The sequence below is a fragment of the Bacteroides neonati genome (assembly GCF_000499785.1).
In the GTDB taxonomy this organism is placed as follows: domain Bacteria; phylum Bacteroidota; class Bacteroidia; order Bacteroidales; family Bacteroidaceae; genus Bacteroides; species Bacteroides neonati.
The window spans coordinates 517,797-542,019 of sequence record NZ_HG726019.1 but is presented as its reverse complement, the minus strand read 5'-3'; the positions used below and the strand labels follow the sequence as shown (position 1 = coordinate 542,019).

The 24,223-nt window shown below is 43.5% G+C and carries 17 protein-coding genes and 1 pseudogene; 5 read left to right on the top strand and 13 right to left on the bottom strand.

The genetic code is table 11. The features are described from left to right. Window positions 1-12: 12 nt before the first annotated feature. Window positions 13-2,658 (bottom strand): DNA gyrase/topoisomerase IV subunit A, encoded by a 2,646-nt coding sequence (locus TY03_RS02200; RefSeq protein ID WP_042366940.1) that lies wholly within the window; start codon window positions 2,656-2,658, stop codon window positions 13-15. A gap of 336 nt (window positions 2,659-2,994) precedes the next feature. Here TY03_RS02200 and TY03_RS02195 point away from each other — a divergent pair, with 336 nt between their 5' ends. Beyond that, on the top strand, window positions 2,995-4,536 hold the full coding sequence (locus TY03_RS02195; RefSeq protein ID WP_042366938.1) for a glycine--tRNA ligase: 1,542 nt from the start codon (window positions 2,995-2,997) through the stop codon (window positions 4,534-4,536). A gap of 11 nt (window positions 4,537-4,547) precedes the next feature. Then, on the top strand, window positions 4,548-5,129 hold the full coding sequence (locus TY03_RS02190) for an FKBP-type peptidyl-prolyl cis-trans isomerase (protein ID WP_042366936.1): 582 nt from the start codon (window positions 4,548-4,550) through the stop codon (window positions 5,127-5,129). A gap of 129 nt (window positions 5,130-5,258) precedes the next feature. Here the strand turns inward: TY03_RS02190 and TY03_RS02185 are convergent, their stop codons facing one another. From TY03_RS02185 to TY03_RS02170, 4 genes are all read right to left on the bottom strand, one after another. After that, window positions 5,259-6,194, bottom strand: a complete 936-nt coding sequence (locus TY03_RS02185; protein WP_042366934.1) for a hypothetical protein — start codon at window positions 6,192-6,194, stop codon at window positions 5,259-5,261. 35 nt (window positions 6,195-6,229) lie between these two features. After that, window positions 6,230-7,246 (bottom strand): DsbA family protein, encoded by a 1,017-nt coding sequence (locus TY03_RS02180; RefSeq protein ID WP_042366933.1) that lies wholly within the window; start codon window positions 7,244-7,246, stop codon window positions 6,230-6,232. Window positions 7,247-7,251: 5 nt separating this feature from the next. After that, window positions 7,252-7,626 carry a DUF3244 domain-containing protein gene (locus tag TY03_RS02175; RefSeq protein WP_042366931.1) on the bottom strand — a complete coding sequence of 125 codons (375 nt, stop codon included), beginning with the start codon at window positions 7,624-7,626 and terminating at the stop codon, window positions 7,252-7,254. 165 nt (window positions 7,627-7,791) lie between these two features. Further along, entirely contained in the window at window positions 7,792-9,456 is a 1,665-nt protein-coding gene (locus TY03_RS02170) for a tetratricopeptide repeat protein (protein ID WP_042366928.1), read from the bottom strand. Window positions 9,457-9,558: 102 nt separating this feature from the next. Between TY03_RS02170 and TY03_RS02165 the strand changes: the two genes are divergently transcribed. The 3 genes and pseudogenes from TY03_RS02165 to TY03_RS02155 form a co-directional block, all read left to right on the top strand. Then, the gene (locus tag TY03_RS02165) at window positions 9,559-10,758 is read left to right on the top strand and encodes an alkaline phosphatase family protein (protein WP_042366926.1); all 1,200 of its coding nucleotides are present in this window, start codon (window positions 9,559-9,561) and stop codon (window positions 10,756-10,758) included. A 462-nt stretch (window positions 10,759-11,220) separates the two neighbouring features. Next, entirely contained in the window at window positions 11,221-11,775 is a 555-nt protein-coding gene (gene nrfH, locus TY03_RS02160) for a cytochrome c nitrite reductase small subunit (RefSeq protein ID WP_042366924.1), read from the top strand. Between the two features lie 17 nt (window positions 11,776-11,792). Continuing rightward, window positions 11,793-12,677, top strand: a pseudogene (locus TY03_RS02155) (ammonia-forming cytochrome c nitrite reductase subunit c552); the annotation flags it as partial. Window positions 12,678-12,964: 287 nt separating this feature from the next. Here TY03_RS02155 and TY03_RS02150 read toward each other — a convergent pair. The 8 genes from TY03_RS02150 to TY03_RS02115 all read right to left on the bottom strand — a co-directional run bounded on the left by TY03_RS02150 (window position 12,965) and on the right by TY03_RS02115 (window position 24,218). Further along, the gene (locus tag TY03_RS02150; RefSeq protein WP_042366922.1) at window positions 12,965-13,297 is read right to left on the bottom strand and encodes a hypothetical protein; all 333 of its coding nucleotides are present in this window, start codon (window positions 13,295-13,297) and stop codon (window positions 12,965-12,967) included. A gap of 1,175 nt (window positions 13,298-14,472) precedes the next feature. Then, window positions 14,473-15,978: an MBOAT family O-acyltransferase gene (locus TY03_RS02145; RefSeq protein WP_042366919.1), complete on the bottom strand. Its 1,506-nt coding sequence runs from the start codon at window positions 15,976-15,978 to the stop codon at window positions 14,473-14,475. After that, complete coding sequence (locus TY03_RS02140) at window positions 15,965-16,861, bottom strand: SGNH/GDSL hydrolase family protein (RefSeq protein WP_042366917.1); 897 nt, start codon at window positions 16,859-16,861, stop codon at window positions 15,965-15,967. Before TY03_RS02140 ends, TY03_RS02145 begins: the two co-directional genes overlap by 14 nt. Then, window positions 16,848-18,212, bottom strand: a complete 1,365-nt coding sequence (locus TY03_RS02135; RefSeq protein WP_042366915.1) for an SGNH/GDSL hydrolase family protein — start codon at window positions 18,210-18,212, stop codon at window positions 16,848-16,850. The genes TY03_RS02140 and TY03_RS02135 overlap by 14 nt, the downstream gene beginning before the upstream one ends. Before the next feature lie 123 nt (window positions 18,213-18,335). Next, entirely contained in the window at window positions 18,336-18,629 is a 294-nt protein-coding gene (locus tag TY03_RS02130) for a PG0541 family transporter-associated protein (RefSeq protein WP_042366913.1), read from the bottom strand. A gap of 7 nt (window positions 18,630-18,636) precedes the next feature. Continuing rightward, the gene (locus TY03_RS02125; protein WP_042366911.1) at window positions 18,637-21,795 is read right to left on the bottom strand and encodes an efflux RND transporter permease subunit; all 3,159 of its coding nucleotides are present in this window, start codon (window positions 21,793-21,795) and stop codon (window positions 18,637-18,639) included. Between the two features lie 30 nt (window positions 21,796-21,825). Then, window positions 21,826-22,842 carry an efflux RND transporter periplasmic adaptor subunit gene (locus TY03_RS02120; RefSeq protein ID WP_042366909.1) on the bottom strand — a complete coding sequence of 339 codons (1,017 nt, stop codon included), beginning with the start codon at window positions 22,840-22,842 and terminating at the stop codon, window positions 21,826-21,828. A gap of 23 nt (window positions 22,843-22,865) precedes the next feature. Then, window positions 22,866-24,218 (bottom strand): TolC family protein, encoded by a 1,353-nt coding sequence (locus tag TY03_RS02115; protein ID WP_042366907.1) that lies wholly within the window; start codon window positions 24,216-24,218, stop codon window positions 22,866-22,868. Window positions 24,219-24,223: the final 5 nt, after the last annotated feature.

Genomic DNA, 24,223 nt, shown 5'->3' with positions numbered 1-24,223 from the left:
GTACAATTATATTCAAAAAAGTTTCATCTGCCCGGTAATTTCATCTATAATATCTCCTTCACTTTTATCGCTATCCGGATCCAGGTTTTCTGCCTCTTCTTCCGGCTCTTCCGCTTTTTCGGCCGGTGGTTCCGGGAAGCGGATCGGCTCTAACTCATTGATCGTTGCCACAGTAAATGTGGTGATGCGTTTCCCTTTGGCCTTAAATCCCTTTACGGCAATAAACTCATCGGCATCAATCAGGAGTGGGTCGCGGAAACTGTCATGCTCACCAAAAACGACTTCCAACCGTGGGTAGTATTCGTCTGTGAGCAGAATCAATTGATTCTTTTTGTTTTCGCCCATATAGTTCTGCTTTCGTGCACTTCCCTCAAAGCAGAAACGCTTCAGGTAAGGGTAGTTCTGCTGATCGGCATCATACAGCGCGGCAGTCCATATTTTATTGGGATCATACTTCTCGATAATGCTTACATTGTCTTCGTAGTGATTGCTTATGTCGAAATTGCTGGTGTAGTAATCGCCATTGTTCAACACAACCAAGATGCTGTCGTCGCTCTGAAACTCGCCAAGGAACTCGCCTCTGCCATCATAATTAAGACGTAGCACGTCGCGGTCGAACCAAACCTTGCGTCCTCCCAAGGTCGATCCCCCTTTTTGTTTCAATGCAATCTTATGCACCGGTAGTCGGGTTAGGATGACTCCTTGTGCTTGTCGGCTCTTAATGCCAATTTCGCTGAAGTCGCGTTCAAAAATAATGCGACGTACGCGCGGGTTGGGCTTTAGTGTTACTTTGATTATTTCGGCCTCTCCGTTGGGGTTGGCACTGAAATAGGTAATACGCGAGTCGGGAGTGCCCAGTGTGAGGTCATATTCGCGGTCGCGAACGATTGACGTTACGGCAAAGCGTTTGATGTATGTCGTACCCTCTTTTCCGTCGCGATAGGCAACGTTGTAGATGGTTCGTTTATCGTTTTTCTTGAAGATATCGACGTGCTGCACGTTTTTCCCGACAAACTTCTTGTCGGCTACCGGCGTAATGAGGTATTTGCCATCGCGGAAGAAGATAATCATATCGTCTATATCCGAACAACAAGCCACGAACTCGTCTTTCTTCAGCGAGGTGCCTACGAATCCCTCTTCACGGTTGATGTAGAGCTTTTCGTTCGCCTCTACCACTTTGGCTGCCTCGATGGTATCGAAATTACGTAACTCAGTGCGGCGCGGGAAATTTTTTCCGTATTTGTCCTTCAACATCTGATACCAGTTGATGGTATAGGTGACGATGTTTTCGAGGTGGTGGTTGATCTCTGCAATATCTTCCTTGGTGCGGGCAATGAGCTCTTCGGCCTTGTCGCTGTTGAACTTCAGGATGCGTCCCATCTTGATCTCCATCAGTCGTAAGATATCTTCTTTGGTTACTTCGCGGATGAAGAGGGGATAGAACGGCTCCAGTCTGCTGTCAATATGTTCGCAAGCAGCATCCATGTCTTTGGCCTGCTCAAACTCTTTGTCTTTATAGATGCGTTGCTCGATAAATATCTTTTCGAGCGAGGCAAAGTGAAGGTTTTCCTGCAACTCCGCTTTGCGTATCTCCAATTCTTGTCGAAGTAAACCGAGGGTATTATCGGCCGACTTGCGCAGCACGTAGCTAACTGTAAGGAAATGTGGCTTTTGATCGTCGATCACGCAACAGTTGGGAGAGATACTTACTTCACAATCGGTAAAGGCATAGAGCGCATCGATGGTTTTGTCCGATGAAACTCCCGGAGCCAGATGTACCAGAATCTCTACATTGGCTGCCGTATTGTCATCTACCTTGCGTATCTTTATTTTACCTTTATCTACCGCTTTCAAGATCGATTCAATAATCGAGGAGGTTGTTTTTCCGTAGGGAATCTCATTGATAGATAGTGTTTTGTTATCTATCTTATTTATTTTTGCCCGTACCTTCACAGAACCGCCACGCTCGCCATCGTTGTATTTCGAGACATCAATCGATCCACCGGTCTGAAAGTCGGGATAGAGTTTGAATGGCTCGCCTTTCAAATACTTGATACAAGCGTCGCAAAGCTCGTTGTAGTTATGTGGTAATATTTTAGAGGAGAGTCCTACGGCAATACCCTCGACCCCTTGTGCCAGTAGCAGGGGGAATTTTACGGGGAGGGTGATGGGTTCTTTGTTTCGCCCGTCGTAAGAAAGCTTCCATTCGGTTGTTTTCGGATTGAACACTACATCGATGGCAAATTTCGAGAGTCGCGCCTCGATATAACGAGGGGCTGCTGCACCGTCTCCGGTCAGTATATTACCCCAGTTTCCCTGACAGTCGACCAGCAAATCCTTTTGTCCCAATTGCACCAAAGCATCGCCAATCGAAGCATCGCCATGCGGGTGAAACTGCATGGTGTGTCCTACAATATTGGCCACTTTGTTATAGCGTCCGTCGTCCAGTCGCTTCATTGAATGCAGAATACGCCGTTGTACAGGCTTGAGCCCATCATTGAGATGAGGCACAGCACGTTCCAGAATCACATACGAGGCATAGTCCAGAAACCACGTCTGGTACATACCTGTAAGCTGATGTTTTACATTTTCATCGTGTGAGTCTGCTGGTTTATAGTCAGAATGTCCTTCGGTTAGCTCGTTGATCTCGTCACTCATAGTGTCAATTGTTCCTCTTTCTTTAACAACAAATTATCATTTTCGCATCATTGTGAAGATGATGTGCAGGCAAAAATACAAAAATAATAGAGACTATCAGCAAAATTAAAAAGCTAATTATGCACTATTTAGTTATTTATTTTCGAATATCTCATTTTATTGACGGTCTTTTGCGCATTGCGTGCAAAGATACATCAACTATTTAATCTTTTTATGATAAGCCTATTAATAAGATAAATTAAGTAGCCCGTTTACCCGGAATTGGATATAAATCTTTATCTTTGTGGCGTTTTTATTGAATTCGGATAATTTAAAAAGTAAAACATAGTATATAAAATGGCACAAGAAGATGTTTTTAAGAAATTAGTATCGCACTGCAAAGAATATGGTTTTGTATTCCCTTCAAGTGATATTTACGACGGACTCGGAGCAGTCTATGACTACGGTCAAATGGGTGTTGAACTAAAGAACAACATTAAGAAATACTGGTGGGACAGCATGGTGTTGTTGCACGAGAACATTGTCGGCATCGACTCGGCCATTTTTATGCACCCTACTATTTGGAAAGCTTCCGGGCACGTTGATGCTTTCAGCGATCCGTTGATTGACAACAAAGACTCTAAAAAACGCTACCGTGCCGATGTGTTGATCGAGGATCAGTTGGCTAAGTACGACGATAAGATGAACAAAGAGGTAACCAAGGCTGCCAAAAAGTTCGGCGAGTCGTTTGACGAAGCTCAATTCCGCGCTACCAACGGTCGTGTACTTGATAACCAAGCCAAGCGCGATGCACTCCACGCCCGCTTTGCCAAAGCATTGAACGATAGTGATTTCGAAGAACTTCGCCAGATCATCATCGACGAAGAGATCGTTTGCCCTATCTCCGGTACTAAAAACTGGACAGAGGTGCGTCAGTTCAACCTGATGTTTTCTACCGATATGGGTGCTGCTGCCGATGGTGCTACCAAGATATACCTTCGCCCCGAAACGGCTCAAGGAATTTTTGTGAACTACCTCAACGTTCAGAAAACCGGTCGCATGAAGATTCCTTTCGGTATTGCTCAAATCGGTAAAGCTTTCCGCAACGAGATCGTAGCCCGTCAGTTTATCTTCCGTATGCGTGAGTTCGAACAGATGGAGATGCAGTTTTTCGTAAAGCCCGGCACCGAACTCGAATGGTTCCCGAAGTGGAAAGAAGCTCGTTTGAAATGGCACAAAGCCCTCGGTTTTGGCGACGATCACTATCGCTTCCACGATCACGATAAATTGGCTCACTATGCCAATGCCGCTACCGATATTGAGTTCCTTATGCCTTTTGGTTTCAAAGAGGTGGAGGGTATTCACTCGCGTACCAATTTCGACCTTTCCCAGCACGAGAAGTTCTCGGGCAAGAGCATCAAATATTTCGACCCCGAGCTGAACGAATCATACGTGCCTTACGTGATCGAAACCTCTATCGGTGTAGACCGTATGTTCCTGAGCATCATGAGTGCCTCTTATTGCGAAGAGCAGTTAGAGAATGGCGAGAGCCGTGTGGTACTGAAGCTGCCTGCTGCCTTGGCTCCGGTGAAGTTGGCTGTGATGCCGTTGGTGAAAAAAGACGGATTGCCCGAGAAGGCACGCGAAATTATCGACAGCCTCAAGTTCCACTTCCACTGTCAGTACGACGAGAAAGACAGTATCGGAAAGCGTTACCGCCGTCAAGATGCCATCGGTACTCCGTTCTGTGTAACAGTCGATCATCAGACACTCGAAGACAACTGCGTAACGTTGCGTAACCGCGATACCATGCAGCAAGAACGTGTAGCTATCTCCGAACTGAATAATATTATTGCCGACAGAGTGAGCATTACCTCTCTGTTGAAAACACTCCAATAAACGATTAACGCATGAATAAGAAAATCTATTTATTACCTTTGCTATTGCTGGTTGCTTTGTTTACTACTTCTTGCGAAGAGACAAAGGAGGCAGGTAAGTATGATAATTGGCAGCCACGCAATCAGGCCTTTCTTGATTCGTTGCAGAATGTATACGATACCAAGCCCGACCATGGCGGTTTGAAATATTTTGTCCCTTTCACTGATGTGAACATGAGGATTTATTATAAAGTAACAACTGAGAATACATCGGGTGCGCGTCCTGTTATTCCAGATGTTGTTTCTGTTTTTTATCGTGGAACATATTATACAGGTGAGAAGTTTGATCAAAATTTTACCGAAGAGAATCCTAGTCCATTTGATAAACCAAACAATTTTTGGGTTAATCCTATTAGTATGACTAACCCTCCTGTAGCGATTCCTATAACCGGTTGGATTGAAACTTTGCAGCAAATGAGAGTTGGCGAGCGTTGGACTGTTTATTTGCCTTGGCAAATGGCGTATGGAGAAGCAGGGGCAAAATCTATACCTGGTTATTCTGTATTGATCTTTGATATGCAGTTACTTGATATACTAGAAGATTACTTTAAGTAAATTGTAGCGCGAAGCTTCTACTTCTACGAAATCACCCTCACAATCAATGGTGAGGGTGATTATTTTATTTATGACGCTTTTATATGCATTCTTGCTATGTTTTGAGGTCATGAGTGGTTCTTAGCAGTTTTAATAATATATACTCAATGCATAGCTGGTATCTCCATCAGATGTAGCTGTTATGCCTCTAAAAGTTTCTCCGTTGTTCATCACTCTGGTTGATGTTGACCCTGCAACTGGATTAAGTGCTATATGAGACCAAATAATGGCTTCATTTCCATTTTTACTATTTTCATCATCAATGACTATCGAAATGGGCATGATTGGGGCTAGGGCAATACTATTTCTTAAAACACCATAACTAAAAGGCATTTTTCTTGCTGGTCTTTCACTAAATCTCCAAACAAAGGCCGTGTTATGGCTAAAAGAACTTGGCCCGGTAGATGTTAATCCACCATCATCTTTTATCTCATTGCTATTTCTTCGATCCTCATTGTCATGGTATCTTCTAACAATGTCCACACTTCCATCTGAAGGGGTCCACTTATAATTATATAAAAGAAGAGTTCCCCCCCCATAATTTCCTGGTTCTACTAAACAGAATCGAAAAGTAACATTACCATCAACTGTCGTTGATCCCACATTTCCAGATGAGCGAGTAACACCACCATCTTGGCAGTCCATGAAATAGACAAACTCACGATAGTTTCCACAACTTCCGTATTTAAAGATTCCCACTCTATCGGCACTGCCACCATAAGCTTGTGCATCAGTTCTAGTTTTACTGATAGGCGTCATAGCTGTTTTACTCGAGTAATCCTGTATTGCTTTAATCATCCAAGGTTCAGCATAGGTTGCTTTTTCTTTTTCTTGTGGTGTTTCGTCTTTTTCTTGTTCCACTTCGTCAAGAGTATATCCCTTAATCATTAATTCATAGCCATTGGCTACATCTCTAAATTCATTAAGAAGGGCAGCATCTTCACTGCTGATAGTTTCTTGTAGCTCATCATTTTCTGAACAAGAGAAAAATAAGCCACACAAACAAAGAAATAAAATTTTTTTCATAAGTCTTTTTTTTAAGTGAATAAATAATTGAGTTACTATTTAGCTAATTCCTCATCAATCAGATGACAAATTTCTTTTTTAGAATTTGAGTCCACAATCAATCGCCCGTTAATCATGATTGTTGGCGTTGCATATACACCATTAAGTACCAATTGGTTGATTGTGCTTTCTATTTTGCTCTTTCGATCTTGCCGTTTAATATCTTTTTTGAATTGATCTATGTTGAGCCCAATACTTTTTGCTATATTAAAAATTGCCGATGAATCAATATAGCCTTTGTGCACATATAGTGAATCATGAAAACTCCAGAATTTCCCCTGACTATCGGCTGCATCGCTAGCTATTTGTCCTAAAGTAGGCATTGCTGAATAATGTATATACCCAAACTTCACCCTATCTTTATACTTATTGTATATAGAATCATATAAACGGTGCGAATGAATACATGATTCGCAGTCAAAATCAGAAATAGTGATAAATGTAACGTCCGACTTCTGATTTCCACGATAGTAAGTATGTAACTTGCTTAAGTCAATAGAAGGGCTTTTCGGGGGGTATAAATATTGTTTTATATCCTTTCCTCTTTTTAAGGAGTCCAAGAGCTCGCTCATAATAGCTCCTTTCAATTGATAATATCGCGGAAATTCTGCTGTTGGGGAGTGAGTGGGAACCGTATACATATTTGTATCTCGAAGTTGCAAGATAGTAGACATCTTATATTGTTTCAATAGCGAATCTATACCACAGTTCTTCATTTTATTCTCTGTATAATAATCTATGAACTGCTGATATGACATCTGTTTTTCATTGGCTATTGCTTGAATCAGTTTCACATTTATCAATTGCTCAAGAGCTTTTTTCTTAATCTCATATATTCGTGTTAACTCATCAAATAACTCTTGTTTTATGAGTGTGTTTAGTTCATTCTCCGATATTGCTTGCCCGTCAATCTCAGCAATTATTATTGCTTTTTTATGCTCATTGCAAGCGCAAAAGGAATAAGCTAAAGCGGCAATTGTAATTGCCACTTTTAATATACTAATTTGTTTCATACACTTTAGTTTAAGGTGAACTCTCCTGTATATATGAGACTATTTGCTGCGTAGAATGCTATTATATACTGAGCGTTTGGCTCTGAGTTGTATAAATCAATCATGGCGGTTTGGATATGGCTATCTATTTGGTAATGGGTAACTTCGCCATTAATTGCGTTAGTGATTGATACAGTTAAATCTTTGATCGGAGAGTTTACTTTAATTTCTAATTGTGAGCCATTGACAAATGTCTGTAATGGATAAGATAGGGTTGCAGAACGGTGCTCGATTTTCTTTTCTACATGTAATTTAATCTCTTTTCTGGTGTAAAAAGGCATTGCAAACGTATACATTGCCACAAGCATACAACTAAATAACATCAATAATTTCTTTGCCATAATCGTGTTTTTTTAATAATTAGTTTTAGCAAAGATAGGATTTGCAAAAGCTTGAAGCAATAACACAATATAACAAAGATGGATTTTAATATGTTTGATAATCAGATATATATGTTTTATTTATAACAAGATACACCTTTCTTGTAACATAACCTTTTCTTGTGCTTAAGTAGCCTTGGCCTCGAAGATGTAACTAAAAACAGCTGAATCCAGTTGCTTCTTTATTCGGTGTTTTCTTTGAGTGAGTGCTTGTGTGCTTCCAATTCGCATGCAAAGGCATATTGTGTTGGTAGGTGTTTTTAGATAACTAAGCATACAATAAAGTAAATCGTCAGATGTTAATCGTGGGCACATATCGGATAGTATGCTAGAAGGTGTATTGAATGCTTTGTTCAAGTCTAGTATAATTAGGTTAATCTCTTCAATAGTCAGTTTCTTCTCTTGTTTAAATTTAATCGTTTCCAAAGCTGACAGTTTTTGATGAGATATTGTTGTTTCAAAAAGCTTAGCAGATACATCAATCATTTGTGCCCATAGTTGAATATGCTTATTATGCATATTTTCTTTTTCAACTTCGTCATTTTGATGTACTCGTATTAAGTGTCTCAATTTGTTTTTGAATAATGTACTTTCTGTTTGATGTTTTATTATTTGCAACTTTAACTGAAGTTTGGTTTTCTTATTTACCACACAGAAATAAACGGTCAGTGATGTAATGAGTAATAGTACAGCTAAGGTTCCTATGATAAGTGTAGCTATTCTTTTCTGGTGTTTATTTGTAAGCTCTTGTTTGTATATTTCTATTGAATGTTCTTTTAATATATCTTCTAATTGAGAGTGGTGTAAAAGGTTTTGTAAAGAATCAGATAATAATAGTGCGGTGTCATTATATTGGATAGCTTGCTGATAATTTCCTTTTTCTGTGTGTAATTGATAGAGTGTTCGGTAAATAGATGCTTGTGTGTATAGGTCTGAACTTTCTGTTGCTTTCTTTAGATAATAGCTTGCAGAGTCATAAGCAAGTAGCCCATATAGAATCTCTCCTTTCCAAAAATAGATAGCAGAAGCATTTTCATTTTTAGGTGTATATTCGATTGATTGGTTTATATACCCTTCGGCTTCTTTATGCATTCCTATGGTTTCATAAGTTCGAGCAATGTCGCAAAGTATAGCCGACATCCAGGTAGAGTCATTTGTGTTGCGTAGCATTGATAGTGCTTTCAGATAATAATTTAATGCCATTTGTGTACTATCTTGAAGCGCGTATATACTGGCAATCCCCCGGATCGCATATAGCTTCTCTTTGGGACGTTTATTATTTAGTTGATGTGATTTCCAAAACATTTGCTTTGCTTTATTATAGAGTCTTTGGCTTTTATAACATGTGGCTAGATTATCATAGATTAATGTCAATAGATCTTCGCTACTAGGTGTCGCGTCAATTGATTTTAGGTATGCTTCAATGGCTCCAAGAAAATTGCCGGTGTCTTGATATACACGGCCTAAATAGAAGAAAGCTTTTGCTTGTTTATTTTTATCGGTACCATGTTGATAGTAGTTTACTGCGATACTAATTAGAGAATCACTGGTGTGTTCAATATAGTTTTTATCTAATGCTTGTGTAAATAGCAAAGCATATAAGGCATAGTCAGATTTGTTGAAGCTCTCTGATTGCTTTATTCTTTTCAATAGGTTTAATGCACTATCAGGTTGGGTTTCCATTAACGAATCAGCCCGTGTCAGTACTTTTGCATTTGTTTGATAGGGAGAGCATGATGTCCAAATGATGCTTCCAACAAAAAAAGAATATAGAATAATTATTTTATGCATATTCCAAATATTATGATACAAATATATTATTTCTTTTGGCAATCCCTATTGCCGTCTAATCTTTTTTCAATACCTTGCCACCATTATTTAATTCGATCTATTATGTATAAATCAATCCTTTCCCTTTGTATCTACCTATTCTTTGTGCTATCCAATGCGGTTGCGCAACACAAGGACACTCACTATACGGTCATCGTTTCATTAGATGCATTCCGTTGGGATTATCCGCAAATGTACCATACCCCTTACCTCGACCAGATGGCAGAAGAAGGAGTGAGTGCGACCATGTTGCCTTCATATCCGGCCTCTACCTATCCCAATCACTATACCTTGGCTACGGGATTGGTGCCCGATCATAACGGAATCATTAATAACTCTTTTTGGGATGCGAAGAATCAACGACAATTCTCGATGGGCAACCCCTCTACCCGCAACAATCCGTACTATTATCGAGGCGAACCCATCTGGGTTACTGCGCAGAAGCAAGGCGTAAAGACGGGTAATATCTACTGGGTTGGGTCGGACATCGCTATTCAAAACACCTATCCCACATACTACCGGGTATATGCCGAGAAGCCTCGGTTGACGTTCGAGCAGCGGGTCGATGCCACCTTGGCACTACTCAATAAGCCCGAAGAGGAGCGTCCGCGCTTGGTGATGCTTTATTTCGAGGAGCCCGATGGCGTGACGCATCACCATGGGCCGCGTAGCCCCGAAGCGGGGCGAATCGTATTTCGTATGGACAGCCTTGTGGGAATGTTGCGCAAGGGCATTGCCTCTTTACCCTTTGCCAAAGATGTGAACCTGATTGTGACGGCCGATCATGGTATGACCGAGATCAGCACCGAACGAGTGGTGAATATGAATCAATACCTAAAGCCCGAATGGTGCGAAATGATTGATGGACGTACACCCACGTCGATATTTACCAAACCCGCCTTTCGCGACTCTGTTTATAATACCCTAAAGTCGGTAGCTCATATTAAGGTGTGGAAGAAGGAAGAGATTCCTGCCGAGCTGAATTACGGCACGAGTGAGTTTGTTGGAGACATCGTAGTAGCACCCGAACTAGGTTGGCAGTTTACAGATGAGCCCCGACGCCTGAAAGGTGCCCATGGCTACTTTCCGCAGAGCCCGGATATGCAGGTTATGTTTCGAGCCTGTGGTCCCGACTTTAAAAAGGGCTATAAATCGAAGGGGTTTGTCAATGTCGATATTTATCCGCTATTGGCACAACTGCTGGGCATTATACCGGCACAAACCGACGGAGAGATGGAACGGGTGCAAGACTTGTTGCAATAGCTCGTCGTCTTTTCGAAAAAGGCGGTGGGAAAAATATAAAAGTTGGCGGCGTTTTATTAAAACGCCGCCAACTTTTATTTAAACAGCAAGCAAGTGTCTTACTACGTGCTATTTATCTTGTCTATACTACAGTATGCTGTGAAGCACTTTCCACCCAAGTGTGAGGGAGGGTGAGGGAGAATATTAAGCTTTGTATTTTAAAAAAAAGAAAATAAAAAGAAAATATAATTCAGAGAAATAAAGTTATATAACCTCCCTAGCCCTCCCTCACCTTTCTACGTTTTTTGAATCAGAGCTATCTTGCTATTTTAAAAATAGATTTATATTTTGATAGTGGCTTGACTTGATTTGTGAATAAGCATTATTTGAAAGCAAAAATGAAAAAACACGCGAACTGTAATCCATATTACACTTTGTTCCATAAAATAAACGCATTTTTGCATAAATCAGTCATTCGTATCTATGAAAGTCAAGAAAGCAATTGTGTTTATTCTGTTAGGAATTCTGGCTGGAGGTGGTGTGCTCTTCCTTTATATGCTCCGTGCGCATACCTATTTAACGGACGATCCGGCCGCCTGCGTTAACTGTCATATCATGGCTCCTTATTATGCTACGTGGTTTCATAGCTCTCATGCCCGAGATGCTACGTGCAATGATTGTCACGTGCCTCATGAAAATCCGATCAGAAAATGGGCTTTCAAAGGGAGGGACGGCATGCGCCATGTAGCCGTCTTTTTAACACGGGGCGAAGCGCAGGTTCTCAAAGCCAATGATCAGAGTGCGCAGGTTATTATGAATAATTGCATTCGTTGTCATACGCAGTTGAACACTGAGTTTGTTAGTGCGGGGCGGATCGACTTCATGATGTCGCAAGTAGGCGAAGGAAAAGCTTGTTGGGATTGTCATCGAGAGGTAGCACACGGACAGAACAGCCTCTCTACGACCCCGAATGCACTTGTTCCATATCCGGATACTCCTACACCGGAATGGCTACGCAACATGATCAATAAAGAATAAAATAAAAGAACACTATTATGAAAAAAAGAGTAAAGTCATGGCAAGGGTGGCTATTGTTTGCTACAACGATGGTTATCGTATTTGTTTTAGGGTTGATGGTTTCGTCATTGATGGAGCGGCGAGCCGAAGTTATTAGTGTATTTAACAATAAAAGGGTCGATATAAAGAATATCGAACCGCGTAATGAGATTTTCGGTGAGAATTATCCACGTCAATACGCCACGTGGAAGCAGACGGCCGAGACCGATTTTGTCAGTGAGTTTAATAGTAGTGATGCAGTCGATGTACTCGCACAACGGCCTGATATGGTTATACTTTGGGCAGGGTACGCATTCTCAAAAGACTATAGCACACCACGAGGACATATGCATGCAGTAGAAGATATAACGAGAACTTTGCGTACAGGTGCTCCAATGGATGATCATAGCGGGCCTCAACCGGCCACCTGCTGGACGTGTAAGAGTCCCGATGTTCCCCGTATGATGGAGGCCATAGGCGTAGACTCATTTTACCATAATAAATGGGGAGCTTTAGGTAGTGAAATAGTGAATCCGATTGGTTGCGCTGATTGCCACGAACCCGAAACCATGCAATTGCACATTAGTCGTCCGGCCTTGCGCGAAGCCTTTGCCCGGCAGGGTAAAAACATCGATCAGGCTACTCCGCAGGAAATGCGTTCGTTGGTTTGTGCTCAATGTCATGTAGAGTATTACTTTAAAGGCGATGAGAAATATCTTACACTTCCGTGGGACAAAGGCTTTACCGTCGAAAATATGGAAGCCTATTACGATGAGGCTAATTTTGCCGATTATACACATGCTTTGAGCAGGGCACCTATCTTGAAAGCGCAACATCCTGACTACGAAATAGCTCAGATGGGTATTCACGGGCAGCGGGGCGTGTATAAACGTCAAAACGACTTGTAAGCTACCTGCAAATCGTTTTGTATTGTTTTTAACATTGTTAACACAAAACGAAATGTGTGTTTTGTGTTTTAATATTCAAAACGAAGATCCGCCCAGCCTGTGATAGATCTGGCGGTTTTTCTTTTACAACCTTACATCACGATTACAACATTTTTTGCTTTTATAAAAAATATGGTTACTTTTGCAGATGTGCATAACTGTAAGGTTATTAAATAGTTTTTTGTCAACCCGCCCAGCCTGTTGAAGGTCGGGCGGTTTTTCTTTTACTTGGTTGCTTTAACTGGAGCAGGAGCCAACAACGCTGCTACCTCTGAAAGAATCTGCTCAAACACCACGACGTGCGGTGCAATCTCTTCACCCTCTTGCAGGCTGATCTGCTTGTTACCCGATTCTTTGAACATGATACCGACATACAGTTGACTTTCAACGGTCTGCTTTCCTTCCGGTGTCTCGACCTCTTCCGATACCTTCTTATTCACATTACAGTGAATCCGTGTAAGCTCCTTGCCATTCAATGAATAAGTTACCTCGTAGCGATAGCCATCTGTGATTACTTCTCCTCTTACCTCTGTGGTTCTTGATGTTTCTACTAACATGATGTTATTTTTTAGAGTTAATAATATTGTCTAGCATGGGGCAAACCGCTTCTGTGATAAATGCCTTAAAATCCTTTCGGATGTACTTGTTTAGTATCACAGCCTTTGCCGCGTCTACTTCAATCTCCCCTTGATTGTACAGAAACTCTTCATTGTAAAAGTATTTTGATTGATTACCAAATTTACACTCAGTAATCGAATTCTTGCTCTGTTAGGATGTTGTAAATTTATTGACGTTTATTCAAATCCCTGTTTCATTTGTAATGAATCAAATCATTGACGGTTTTAAAATTTTACCCGAGATTCCTATCTAAAAAGACAAGTCTCTCGCTCTTGTACTACTTGTATTGTTTATGTAAATCTTTCAAAGAACGCTTCTTTAAGTATGCTTCGTTTTAAAAGCGGATGCAAAGGTAAGACTTTATTTTTAAAACACCAAAACTTTTGAGAAGTTTTTTTGTTTTTCTTTTTCGTCTCGTGCGCTTCTCTTGTCGTCTCTCTTGCGAAAGGAAGAAAAGCCTCTGCGAGCTTTTAAACAGAATGTCAATCTTTCAAGGCTTAGCTTCTCTTGCTAAGCGGATGCAAAAGTAGGCTTTTTACCCATACAAGCCAAACTTAAACACCTTTTATTTTGAATAAATATGAAATTAAGTTGTAATACACTGAATGAGAGATGTGTTATAAAACATAAGTCAGGAAGAGGGGAAAAGGAAAGCAAAGAGGGGACACATTATAATATATACGCGCGCGCGAAAGACATCCGGTAAATAACTGAAAAAAGAAGTGCTTATCCCGGTTTTAACACTGTTCACATTACACTTTTCCCTTTCAGACAAGAGTACGTACTCTATGGGTGAATGATAACGTACTCTTTGCTACCAAGAGTACGTTATTAACCAATCCTTAAAATACATCTTTTGAAAACGAAAGAAAGCATCTGTGAGCGGATTAAAAAAGGAAGATGCATATCCCTGAAATTCAACTAATTAAATTTCAGGGATATGCATCCCTGCTTCATTTGATTCATTCTTCATCCTACTCGATTGTCAGTTCCTCCCGATAAGTGATACTTATGTATTTATCAACTTCAACTCTTCCGGCTTCGACTATTTCTGTTTATCAATCTCTTTTCTCATCAACAGAGACACTTCGCAAAGTCAGAAATACGCACTGCATTAAAACTGGAAATAGATAAACGGCTGGATTTCGCTACTTTTCATCTGAATAACCAGATAAATTAGTCCGATCATCAAGATCGCCTTCCCTAAAAAAGGAAGACGAATAATAGTGCCCGAAAACGCATTCTCCCAACTATCGGGTGCAAAGTGGAGCAAGTAGCCTACGCCCATCAGTGCAAAAACACGCCAGTAACCTTCGACCAACTGAACAAATAACTGGGGACGGAAAGCGGTAAAGATCTGCCGGAGCATATCCATGGAGTTGCCGAAGTCGGCATTGCGAAAGAATATCCAGCAAAAGCAGACGAAATGAAAGGTCACGATGACACCCAACACCCGACGCAAACCGTGACGCTCCTCTCCTTTTTTCTTACCAATCAGGCTCATCCAAGCTTTATGAAGGGCCAGGGCGACGCCATGAAAGGCTCCCCAGAGAAGAAAGTTCCACGAAGCACCGTGCCACAGTCCGCCTAGAAGCATCGTTAAAAAGAGGTTGAGGTACTGACGGAACTTACCGTGACGATTGCCACCCAACGAGATATAGAGATAATCGCGCAGCCACGACGACAGCGAGATATGCCAACGACGCCAGAACTCGGTGATAGAAGCCGACTTATAAGGTGAGTTGAAGTTAAGATTGAAATGAAAGCCAAGCAGTAGAGCGATACCGATAGCCATGTCGCTATATCCCGAGAAATCGCAATAAATCTGCAATGCGTAGCCATAAACGCCCATCAGATTCTCTACGCCCGAATACAGTGTAGGGTTATCGAAGATGCGCTCAACAAAGTTGATACTGATATAGTCGGATATCACCGCTTTCTTAAAGAGCCCCACTACGATGAGGAAGATGCCCCGACCGAACATCTCTTGCGAGACAAACAGCGGTTTACGAATTTGAGGAATAAAGTCGCGCGCACGAACAATAGGCCCTGCCACCAATTGGGGAAAGAAGGAGACGTAGAACGCATAATCGAGCAACGAAGTCAGCGGTTTTATATCGCGTCGATACACATCGATCGTATAGCTCAACGACTGAAACGTAAAGAAAGAGATGCCGACCGGCAGGAAAATATCGAGTGCCGTAAACTGCCCTCCCATAATCGCAGCAATGGTGTTGCCCAGAAAATTGGTATATTTAAAGTAGCCCAGCAAGCCAAGGTTAATAAGCACACTGAACACAACCCATGCCTTACGCCCATACCTGTTCTGCGTTCGATCCATCAGCCAAGCTATGGTAAAGTCGCAAAGGGTAACCACCGCCAGCAGGTAAAAATAGGTACCGCTACTCTTATAATAGAAGTAGTAGGAGAACAAGGCCACAAAGAGAATACGTGCCGTATTTTTACGTTGCAACAAGACATACACCACCATAAAAGCGGCAAACAGCCAAAGAAAAAGACCGCTGCTAAAAATCAAAGGGGCGTCGGGGTTATAGGTAAACACCTCGCGCAAGCGACTAACGTCTATAAACTGGCTGAAATCAAAATTAATCGGAAACATAATCGTTATAAGCTTTTATGATGGCTTCGTATAATAACTCTCCCTGGAGAACATAGCCTTCGGGCACATAATGCACATGATCGGGGCGCATGAAGCGAGCCTCAGCCCAATTCTTACAAGCGCGTTGCCCGCCACCTACCACATTGTACAAATCCCATACAGCCAACTCATGATCGGCTGCATACTTAAGAATCATACGGGCGGCAGTCTGGGTACGAGGATTGATAGCATACGTGCGTCGACGACGGCGGCGAAAGCTGTCATACGATCCCGGAGGTGTGGTAAGCAGAATCGGCACACCGGGCAAACTATCGTGCAACAGCCCGATCAGCTCATCCATCTGCTGGTAATGGGTATTGGCGTTGTAACTGCGGTTGTGACTTTCATTGGTGCCGAAAGAGAGGATGAGTAGTTCGGGTTTCAGTGCTGTAATGGCCGCAATACGCTGCGGATGGGTGAACGTAAGGCAAGTAGCCCCATTGACTCCCAAATCGGTATAGGAAATTGGCCCGAAAGTTTCGATCAGCTTTTGTGCCGTTGTTTGCGGATAGATATGCCCACGTACATGGCTATCTCCGATATGTACCACCCGGAGAGAATCTTCGGAGACACCGGTTTTCAAAAGCCTCAGCCGTTCGAGCACGGGAGTAAGCACTTGCAGGGAGTCGATCAATCGATTCGGTGTACCTCCCTTAAAAGTAGCCGGCAATACAGTGCCCACGGCAATGGTGTCGCCTCCCACCCGGCGTTCGGGGAGTGAACGAAAAGATTTCATTCCCTTGCGTGAAGTAAACCGACGGGGAATACGATCCTGCGACCACCCTATCGATGGATGTACCAGGTAGACAAGCAGCAAAATCGGTATGTACTTATTCATTCTCATACTTGCACCTCCTTTCGTGCTGCTGCTTTCCATAAAGCAATGTTTCGTAAAGCAGACCTGCCAGGTGCTTTCCGCCGCGGAAGTTGATATGTGTATAGTCGTAATTGGCCATAGATGGCTTCGCATGAACCATGGTAGCCATGCTACCGTCTCCTCCCATCGCCTCGAACATGTTCCAGAAAGCAATACCACTCTCGGATGCAACACTTTGCTGATAGCGAATGAGGTTTTTAACTCCCGGCATGGTGCGAAGCTCGCCTGTTTCGGTTTTGTAATCGCGATCGCCTACACTCAGCAACAGAAAGCCTGCCCGGGGGAAACTCTTTTTCAATCGGTCTATCGCGGTCAGCAAACCTTTCTGATATTTATCATAATTGCGGCCTCGCTCGGTAGCCACATTGAGCCCGTATTGCAGAATAATCAGGTCGTAGGGACGAAGCTTATTGAACGACTCCATCATAGAGACCGGAATCGTACGTAGCGAAAGCCCCGAACTTCCGCGCAACGAGAAGTTATCAACAATCACCCCTCTATCACCATCCATTGCCAACCCATAAAACAGAGTCGAATCGGCACGGTTTACATCCCAACGTACCGAGCCGATGTTTCCTTCGACCTGCATCTGCTGCAAAGTTTCGGACGGAGCAAACTCGCGGGTCCGGGCTTCTCCCCTATTCACTCGAACGGAAAGACTCACCTCGCCACGGTTACTGAAAAAGATAGAGGCGCGCTGGCAGGTATCAAGCAAAGAGGCATAAGTTTTTTGTCCGCGGAGCTCTACATAAGCACCTTCGCGCGGAATGAAATAATGCCCGGACACGCCTAACTTCTGCCTGTCATACCCCACACTATCGGTAACTGCATGACTAGACCATCCGCCGAAGGAGTGGCGTACGGTAGGACGATATCCACTCGTCATAGAGGTAACCGTAACAAAACCAACACCGCATCCACCAAACTTCTTCTGCAACATTTCGCGCAGATCGGACGTAAAGATGTCGGCTTCAATAAAGGAATCGCCAAAAACGGCAATGCGCACCAAACGATTCTCGGACTTGATCTGCTCCAGCGCATCGTAAAACGAAGACATACCACGGGCAGTAGAGTCACTGTAGTCTTCAATACAAGTCATCCCGGTACGACAGGTATCAACAAAAAGAGGCTTGGCCACTTTGGGCAAAAGGCTGTCGGGAAGTACTTCTTCATCGGGTTCGGTGTAGCGAACATCACTCAATAAGTCGACCCGCCTCATCGTATGCCCGTCTATGGTTATGCCGGGCAAGAACCACGCTGCTAGTAAAGCAGCTAATACGATCAAAGTGAGCCAAAGGCTATGTTTTAAATAATTCATCGGTTTGCGGATTATTCTTTCACAAAATAAGTTGCAAAGATAGAGAAAAGCCACAAAAAGAAAGGAGAATCGCCATCTATTTATGCGATTCTCCTTCATCTTACTATCTTATCTTAACCAGCGTCAGATGCTTCGCTCTACGTTAGTTACAAAAGCACGCAGCCCCAACTTATCTGCCTGGAGATCCATCTGGTGAAGTGCATCAAGTAGCGGATCGACCTTTGCATCGTCGACCACTGTAATAATAGCCGAACACATACTGGGCCATGCATGGCTCCCGAAGTGCGGATCGCCTGTCTTAGATCCACGACCCTGCAATCGTTCCAGGTAACTGAAACCACGGCAGTTCAGTCGATCAAGCAAGGTCATTATTCGCTCATAGTGAGCTTGGTCAAATGTTATTAATACTGACTTCATACGTATGTTATTTTTTAATTATCTCACTTTTATGTTCATCAAAATAAGCTTGCATTTCGCGTTTCTTTCTCAACTTTCGGCGTTGATTTTTAATACCTGTACCGGCAAATACGCAGTAGAGTGTAGGAATAAGAATCAGTGTCAGAATAGTCGACACGGCCAACCCACCGATAACGGTAATCGCCATGGGACTCCACATCTCCGAACCTTGTCCACCACCAATAGCCATGGGCACCATACCCAGAATGGTAGTTGCCGTAGTCATGATTACCGGACGAAGACGGCTACGACCGGCAGTCACCACAGAGTTCAACACCGCCATGCCACGTTCGCGACAGAGCGTAATGTAGTCAATCAGCACGATACCATTCTTCACCACAATACCAATCAGCATAATACCTCCCAACAAGCTCATCACACTCAGCGTACTATTGGTGAAGTAAAGTGCCATCAAGATACCGCTCAATGCAAACGGAATGGAGAACATAATGATAAACGGATACGTGAGCGACTCAAACTGGGCTGCCATTACGATAAACACCAGAATGATGATAAGCAAGCCCAAGATACCTAAATCGCGGAACGAATCCTGCTGATCTTCGTACGAACCGGCAGGCTGAATCGTAATACCCGCAGGAATATCCATTTTATCAATAATGGTTTTACCCGAATTAACCACATCGCCCAGTGCAGCACCCGAGATTACAGCCGAAACAGTAACGATACGTTCACGGTCTTTACGCTCAATGGTAGGAGGGGCAAAACGCTCAACTACCGTTCCGAGGTCTTTCACACGTATCGCTTCTCCTTTGCTATTGTAGACCAGGATATTTTCCAAACTCTCAATACTGGTACGGTGTTCGGGAGCATAACGCACTTTGATATCGTATTCATCTCCATCTTCGCGATATTTGGAAGCAATGGCACCATTGACACGATTGCGCAGATAGGTACCGGCAGTAGCCAGATTCAACCCATGCAAAGCCAACTTTTCACGGTCGAAATCAACTTGATATTCTGGTTGGTAATCGCTACGGCTGATATTAACCTCGGATACTCCCTTCACGCCTAACAGGTTACGTTTCAGATGAGCCGCTACGCTATCGGTCACTGCCATATCATAGCCATAAATTTCAAAATCGGCACTGGCCTGTCCTGACATCCCGGTATTGCTACCACCCATGATTACTTGTGCTTTCGTAAGCTCGGGATATGCTTTGAGGTCGTCGCGCATCTCGTCGCAAACTTTCTCTAAGGAGATATCACGATCTCCCGGATCAACAAGGCTGATATTGAAGTCGATTATATGCGATCCGTTGTCTTGCATAGACGCCCAGGTATTATCGGTATCGGCCTGTCCTACGGTGTAGTTACATACCTTCATGGTCTCCTTGTATTTGCTCATCCACTGCTCGGTAAGCCTCTGAGCAATGTCTTGCGCCAGTTCCTTACGTGTACCAATAGGCAACTGTAGCTTCACCGCTATACGGGCATTGTCTTGTGCCGGGAAGAACTCGGTACTAATACCCGTGAGGCAGAATAAACTGGCAAAAAAGAAAACAATACATCCGCTGATGACCAGGATGCGATGGCGGACAGCCCAATTCAGCATACGGGCATACCAGTTATCGAAACCGTCTAGCCCGTTCTCGATAGGGCCATAAAGCAATTTAAAGGTTTTGGATTGCTTGGTTTGCAAACGAAGCAGTTGCGAACACAACATCGGTGTAAGCGACAACGCCGCTACGGTAGAGATGAACATCATGGCACACATCATCCAACCCAACTGCTTAAACATCACTCCCGACATACCACTCACCATCGTCAACGGAAAGAATACCGCAATCATGGTCAGGGTAGAGGCAATTACCGAGATAGCCACCTCGTTGGTGCCGTGAACGGCAGCTTGTTTAGGATCGGAACCGCGCTCGATATGCGTCGTTACATTCTCAAGTACCACAATCGCATCATCGACCACCATACCGATGGCAATGGAGAGAGAGGAAAGGGAGATGATGTTGATCGTATTGCCGGTTACCGCCAAGTAAATAAACGAGGCAATGAGCGACAAGGGGATGGTGATACAGATGATAAGCGTTGCACGCCAGCGTCCTAAAAAGAGGAACACAACGATCACCACGAAGAGCAGTGCATACAGCACCGTCTCGGACAAGCTATTGATGGTATTCAAAATATTGTCCGACGTATCGACGATCACACCCAACTTCACGTCGCTGGGCAGGTTCTTTTGCAATTTAGGCAATGCTTTGAGTACCTCTTCGGAGATGTTCACAGAGTTGGCACCCGACTGCTTCTGAACCACAATCATGGCTCCCTGCACACCGTTGTTATAGGTTTCCTGTGCGCGTTCTTCGACGGTATCGACGATACGTGCCACATCGCGCAAATAGACATTGGCGTTGTTGTAGGTTCCTACAACCACATCCGCCAACTGGCGCGAGTCCTTAAACTCACCCTCTACACGCAGGGCATAGGTTTCGTTGCCGATATCAAAATTACCACCGGGTATGTTCTTATTCTCGGCTCCGATGATGGAGCTGATCGTTTCGATGGTTAGCTTGTAAGCCTCCAACTTATTCGGGTCGCAATATACCTGAATTTCGCGTTGAGGGGCACCACTGATAGACACCGTACCCACGCCGGGGATACGTGCCAACGGGTTTACCACACCATCATCCAGAATCTTATAAAGAGCCGACTGGCTCTCTTTGGCTTGCACCGAGAGCAGTACGATAGGAATCATATCGGTACTGAACTTAAAGATGATCGGGTTCTCGACGTCGTCGGGAAGCTGAGAGCTTACCATGTCGAGTTTATCTCGCACATCATTGGTAAGTACGTCGATATCATTACCATACTCAAACTCTAAGGTAATCAATGACATATTCTCGGACGAACGTGAGGTGATATGTTTCAGGTTACTTACCGCATTGAGTGTGTTCTCTAGCGGACGGGTAACATTGTTTTCAATATCGGAGGCACTGGCACCCGGATAGGCTGTCATAACCATGATCGTATTCGTATCAATATCGGGATACAAATCGATAGGCAACCTGGACAAAGAGAAGAGACCAAATATCACTACCGCCAAAAAGCAGAGTGAGGTCATAATCGGTTTCTTAACCGCTCCTTCGTATAAACTCATAATAACTACTTATTATTTAATATGGATTTATTATTTCTCAATTTCTACTTCCATTCCGTCGACCAAACGCACCTGTCCGGCTACTACCACCTGGGCGTTATTATCGACTCCGGATTTCAATTCGTATTCGGCTCCCATACGACGTCCCAGCTCAACCTTGTTGTGGTATACCTTTCCATCTTTGTAGACGTAGACATAGCGATCGCCCGAACCGGGTTGCTTCACAATAGCCAAATCGGGCACAACTACGTTGTCCTGTGTTCCGAAGTTGAGGGTTGCACGGGCAAACATGCCCGGACGTACTTTCTGATCCTTGTTCGGTAGCTTAATTTCGACGGGGAACGTACGTGTTTGCGGATCGATGGTCGGATAAACCAGACTGATAACGCCTTGAAACTCCTGATCACCATACACATCGATCTTAATAGTAACAGGTGCTCCTTTTTTCACTTTCGTAAAATAGGTTTCCGAAACATTGATCATCAGCTTCACCGGTGTTATCTGTTCTACGGTAAGCACCGGATTGGCGCTGGTGTACATATCTCCGTTGTCGTAGTTACGAGCAGTAATCACTCCACTAATAGGACTTACCAGCGAAGTATTCTCCATCAGGTTCTTATAAGCTGTTTCGTTTACCTCCAGAGACATCTTTGCCGTATCCCATTCGGCCTTCGAAGCACCGCCTACTTTATAAAGTTCATCGACCCGTCTGAATTCGATCTTCTGATTCTCGATCTGTAGCTTGAGCTGTTTCAAGCTGGCAGCATCCATCTGTACCAGCTTCTGTCCTTTTTTTACCTGATCGCCTACCTCTACAAATATCTTATCGATACGTACGGGAGTGGCCGGAGCAATATTATTTTTGATCTCTGCTTCTACTGTGGCTGTATATTCTTGAATCTGCTCTACCGGACGGGCGGTTACGCTTGCCAGTTTCACTCTCGATTTTTCCTCTGCTTTCTGAGTTGCATTGTTGTTGTTGCCACCCGTACACGAGCCCAAAAGTATTATGGCAAATAGGGCTGCTAATTGGAAACTCTTTCTCATATTGTTTTCTATATTTTTTATGTTTATTCTGTTACCTCTTCTTTTCCTAAGACTTGATCCAGGTCGGCTTTAGACACCAGATAATCGTAAATGGATTGGTTATAGACCAATTGGGCCTGCGTCAATGCCACTTCCGAATCGTTCAGTTCAAGAATGGTTCCTTTGCCTACCTCGTACCGCTTCAACGCGATGAGACGCCCCTTCTCGGCTTGTACGATATTCTCCCGGTTGCTCACTACCTGTTCTGTACTCGACGACATATTGTCCAGGTAGCTGGTTGCTTGCTGCTTCAATTGACGTTCGGTGTTCAAGCGGTTTTCGGCCAGTTGCATCATCTGAATCTTCGTCTGCTTCACTTTCGTGAAGTTACTTGCTTTAAACAACGGGATGCTTAAGCTAAGTCCCACCGTCGAGTAAGGGAACCATCTGTAATGCGACATCTTGAAATCATTATTGAGAGACGTATACATGTAGTTGAACGAAGCACCCAACGTAGGCATGAAATTAGTACGTTGCAGAGACAGGTTCTTTTGCAGCAAATCGGCATTCAAGTCTAATTGCTTCAAATTGGTGTTGTTATTCAAATTGATGGGGTCGTTGTTTAGCTGGCGCTGAAACATCACCATCTCATACTCTTTCAAGTTTCCATCGACAGCAATTGGAATATCAGCATTGATACCAAGCAAAGTATGTAGCTGCAACCGCGAGAGGTTGATCGCATTGCGTGCGGCAACAACACCCGGTTTCAGGCTGCGTGCCTGCACCTCGGCACGGATTTTATCATATTCACTCACACTACCTTGATCGTACTTGGCCTTGGTTATTTTGGCGGTAGCCTCAGCTTGTTCGTAGCCTTGTAGCAATACTCTGTAACTATCTTGTGCCAATAGTAACTGGTAATAAGCTTTGGTTACCTGATTAATCATGCCCAGCTTTGAAGAACGTGCTTTCTCAACGGCCAGTTCCACATCGGTCTTAGTCAGATTGATGCTCTTGTAAAGAGCCGGTGCAAAGAGCGGCAGATTAACAACCACTCCCCCACTGTATGAGTTGTCCGAACCGACTTGAATGGTTTGAGTTTCACCTCCAAAATCCATTGCCATGGTTTGTTTCTTCAATGTTCGCGAATAAGATCCGGAAAGAGCTACTTCCGGGAGCAAACCTGCATACGCTTCGCGTTTCACCTCTTTTTTCAACTCGATTTCTTGTCCCGCTACTTTCATTGTCGGGTTCTCGGCCAATGCAATTTCGATTGCCTTGTCTAACGATAAAGTTAAAGTGTCTTTTGCTTCCTGAGCTTGCACATGGTGAAAGGCCAAGAGAGCCATTGCAGCCAGTAGGGTCTTTTTACCTGTAAAGCGTTTCCTGTTGTTCATAAAAT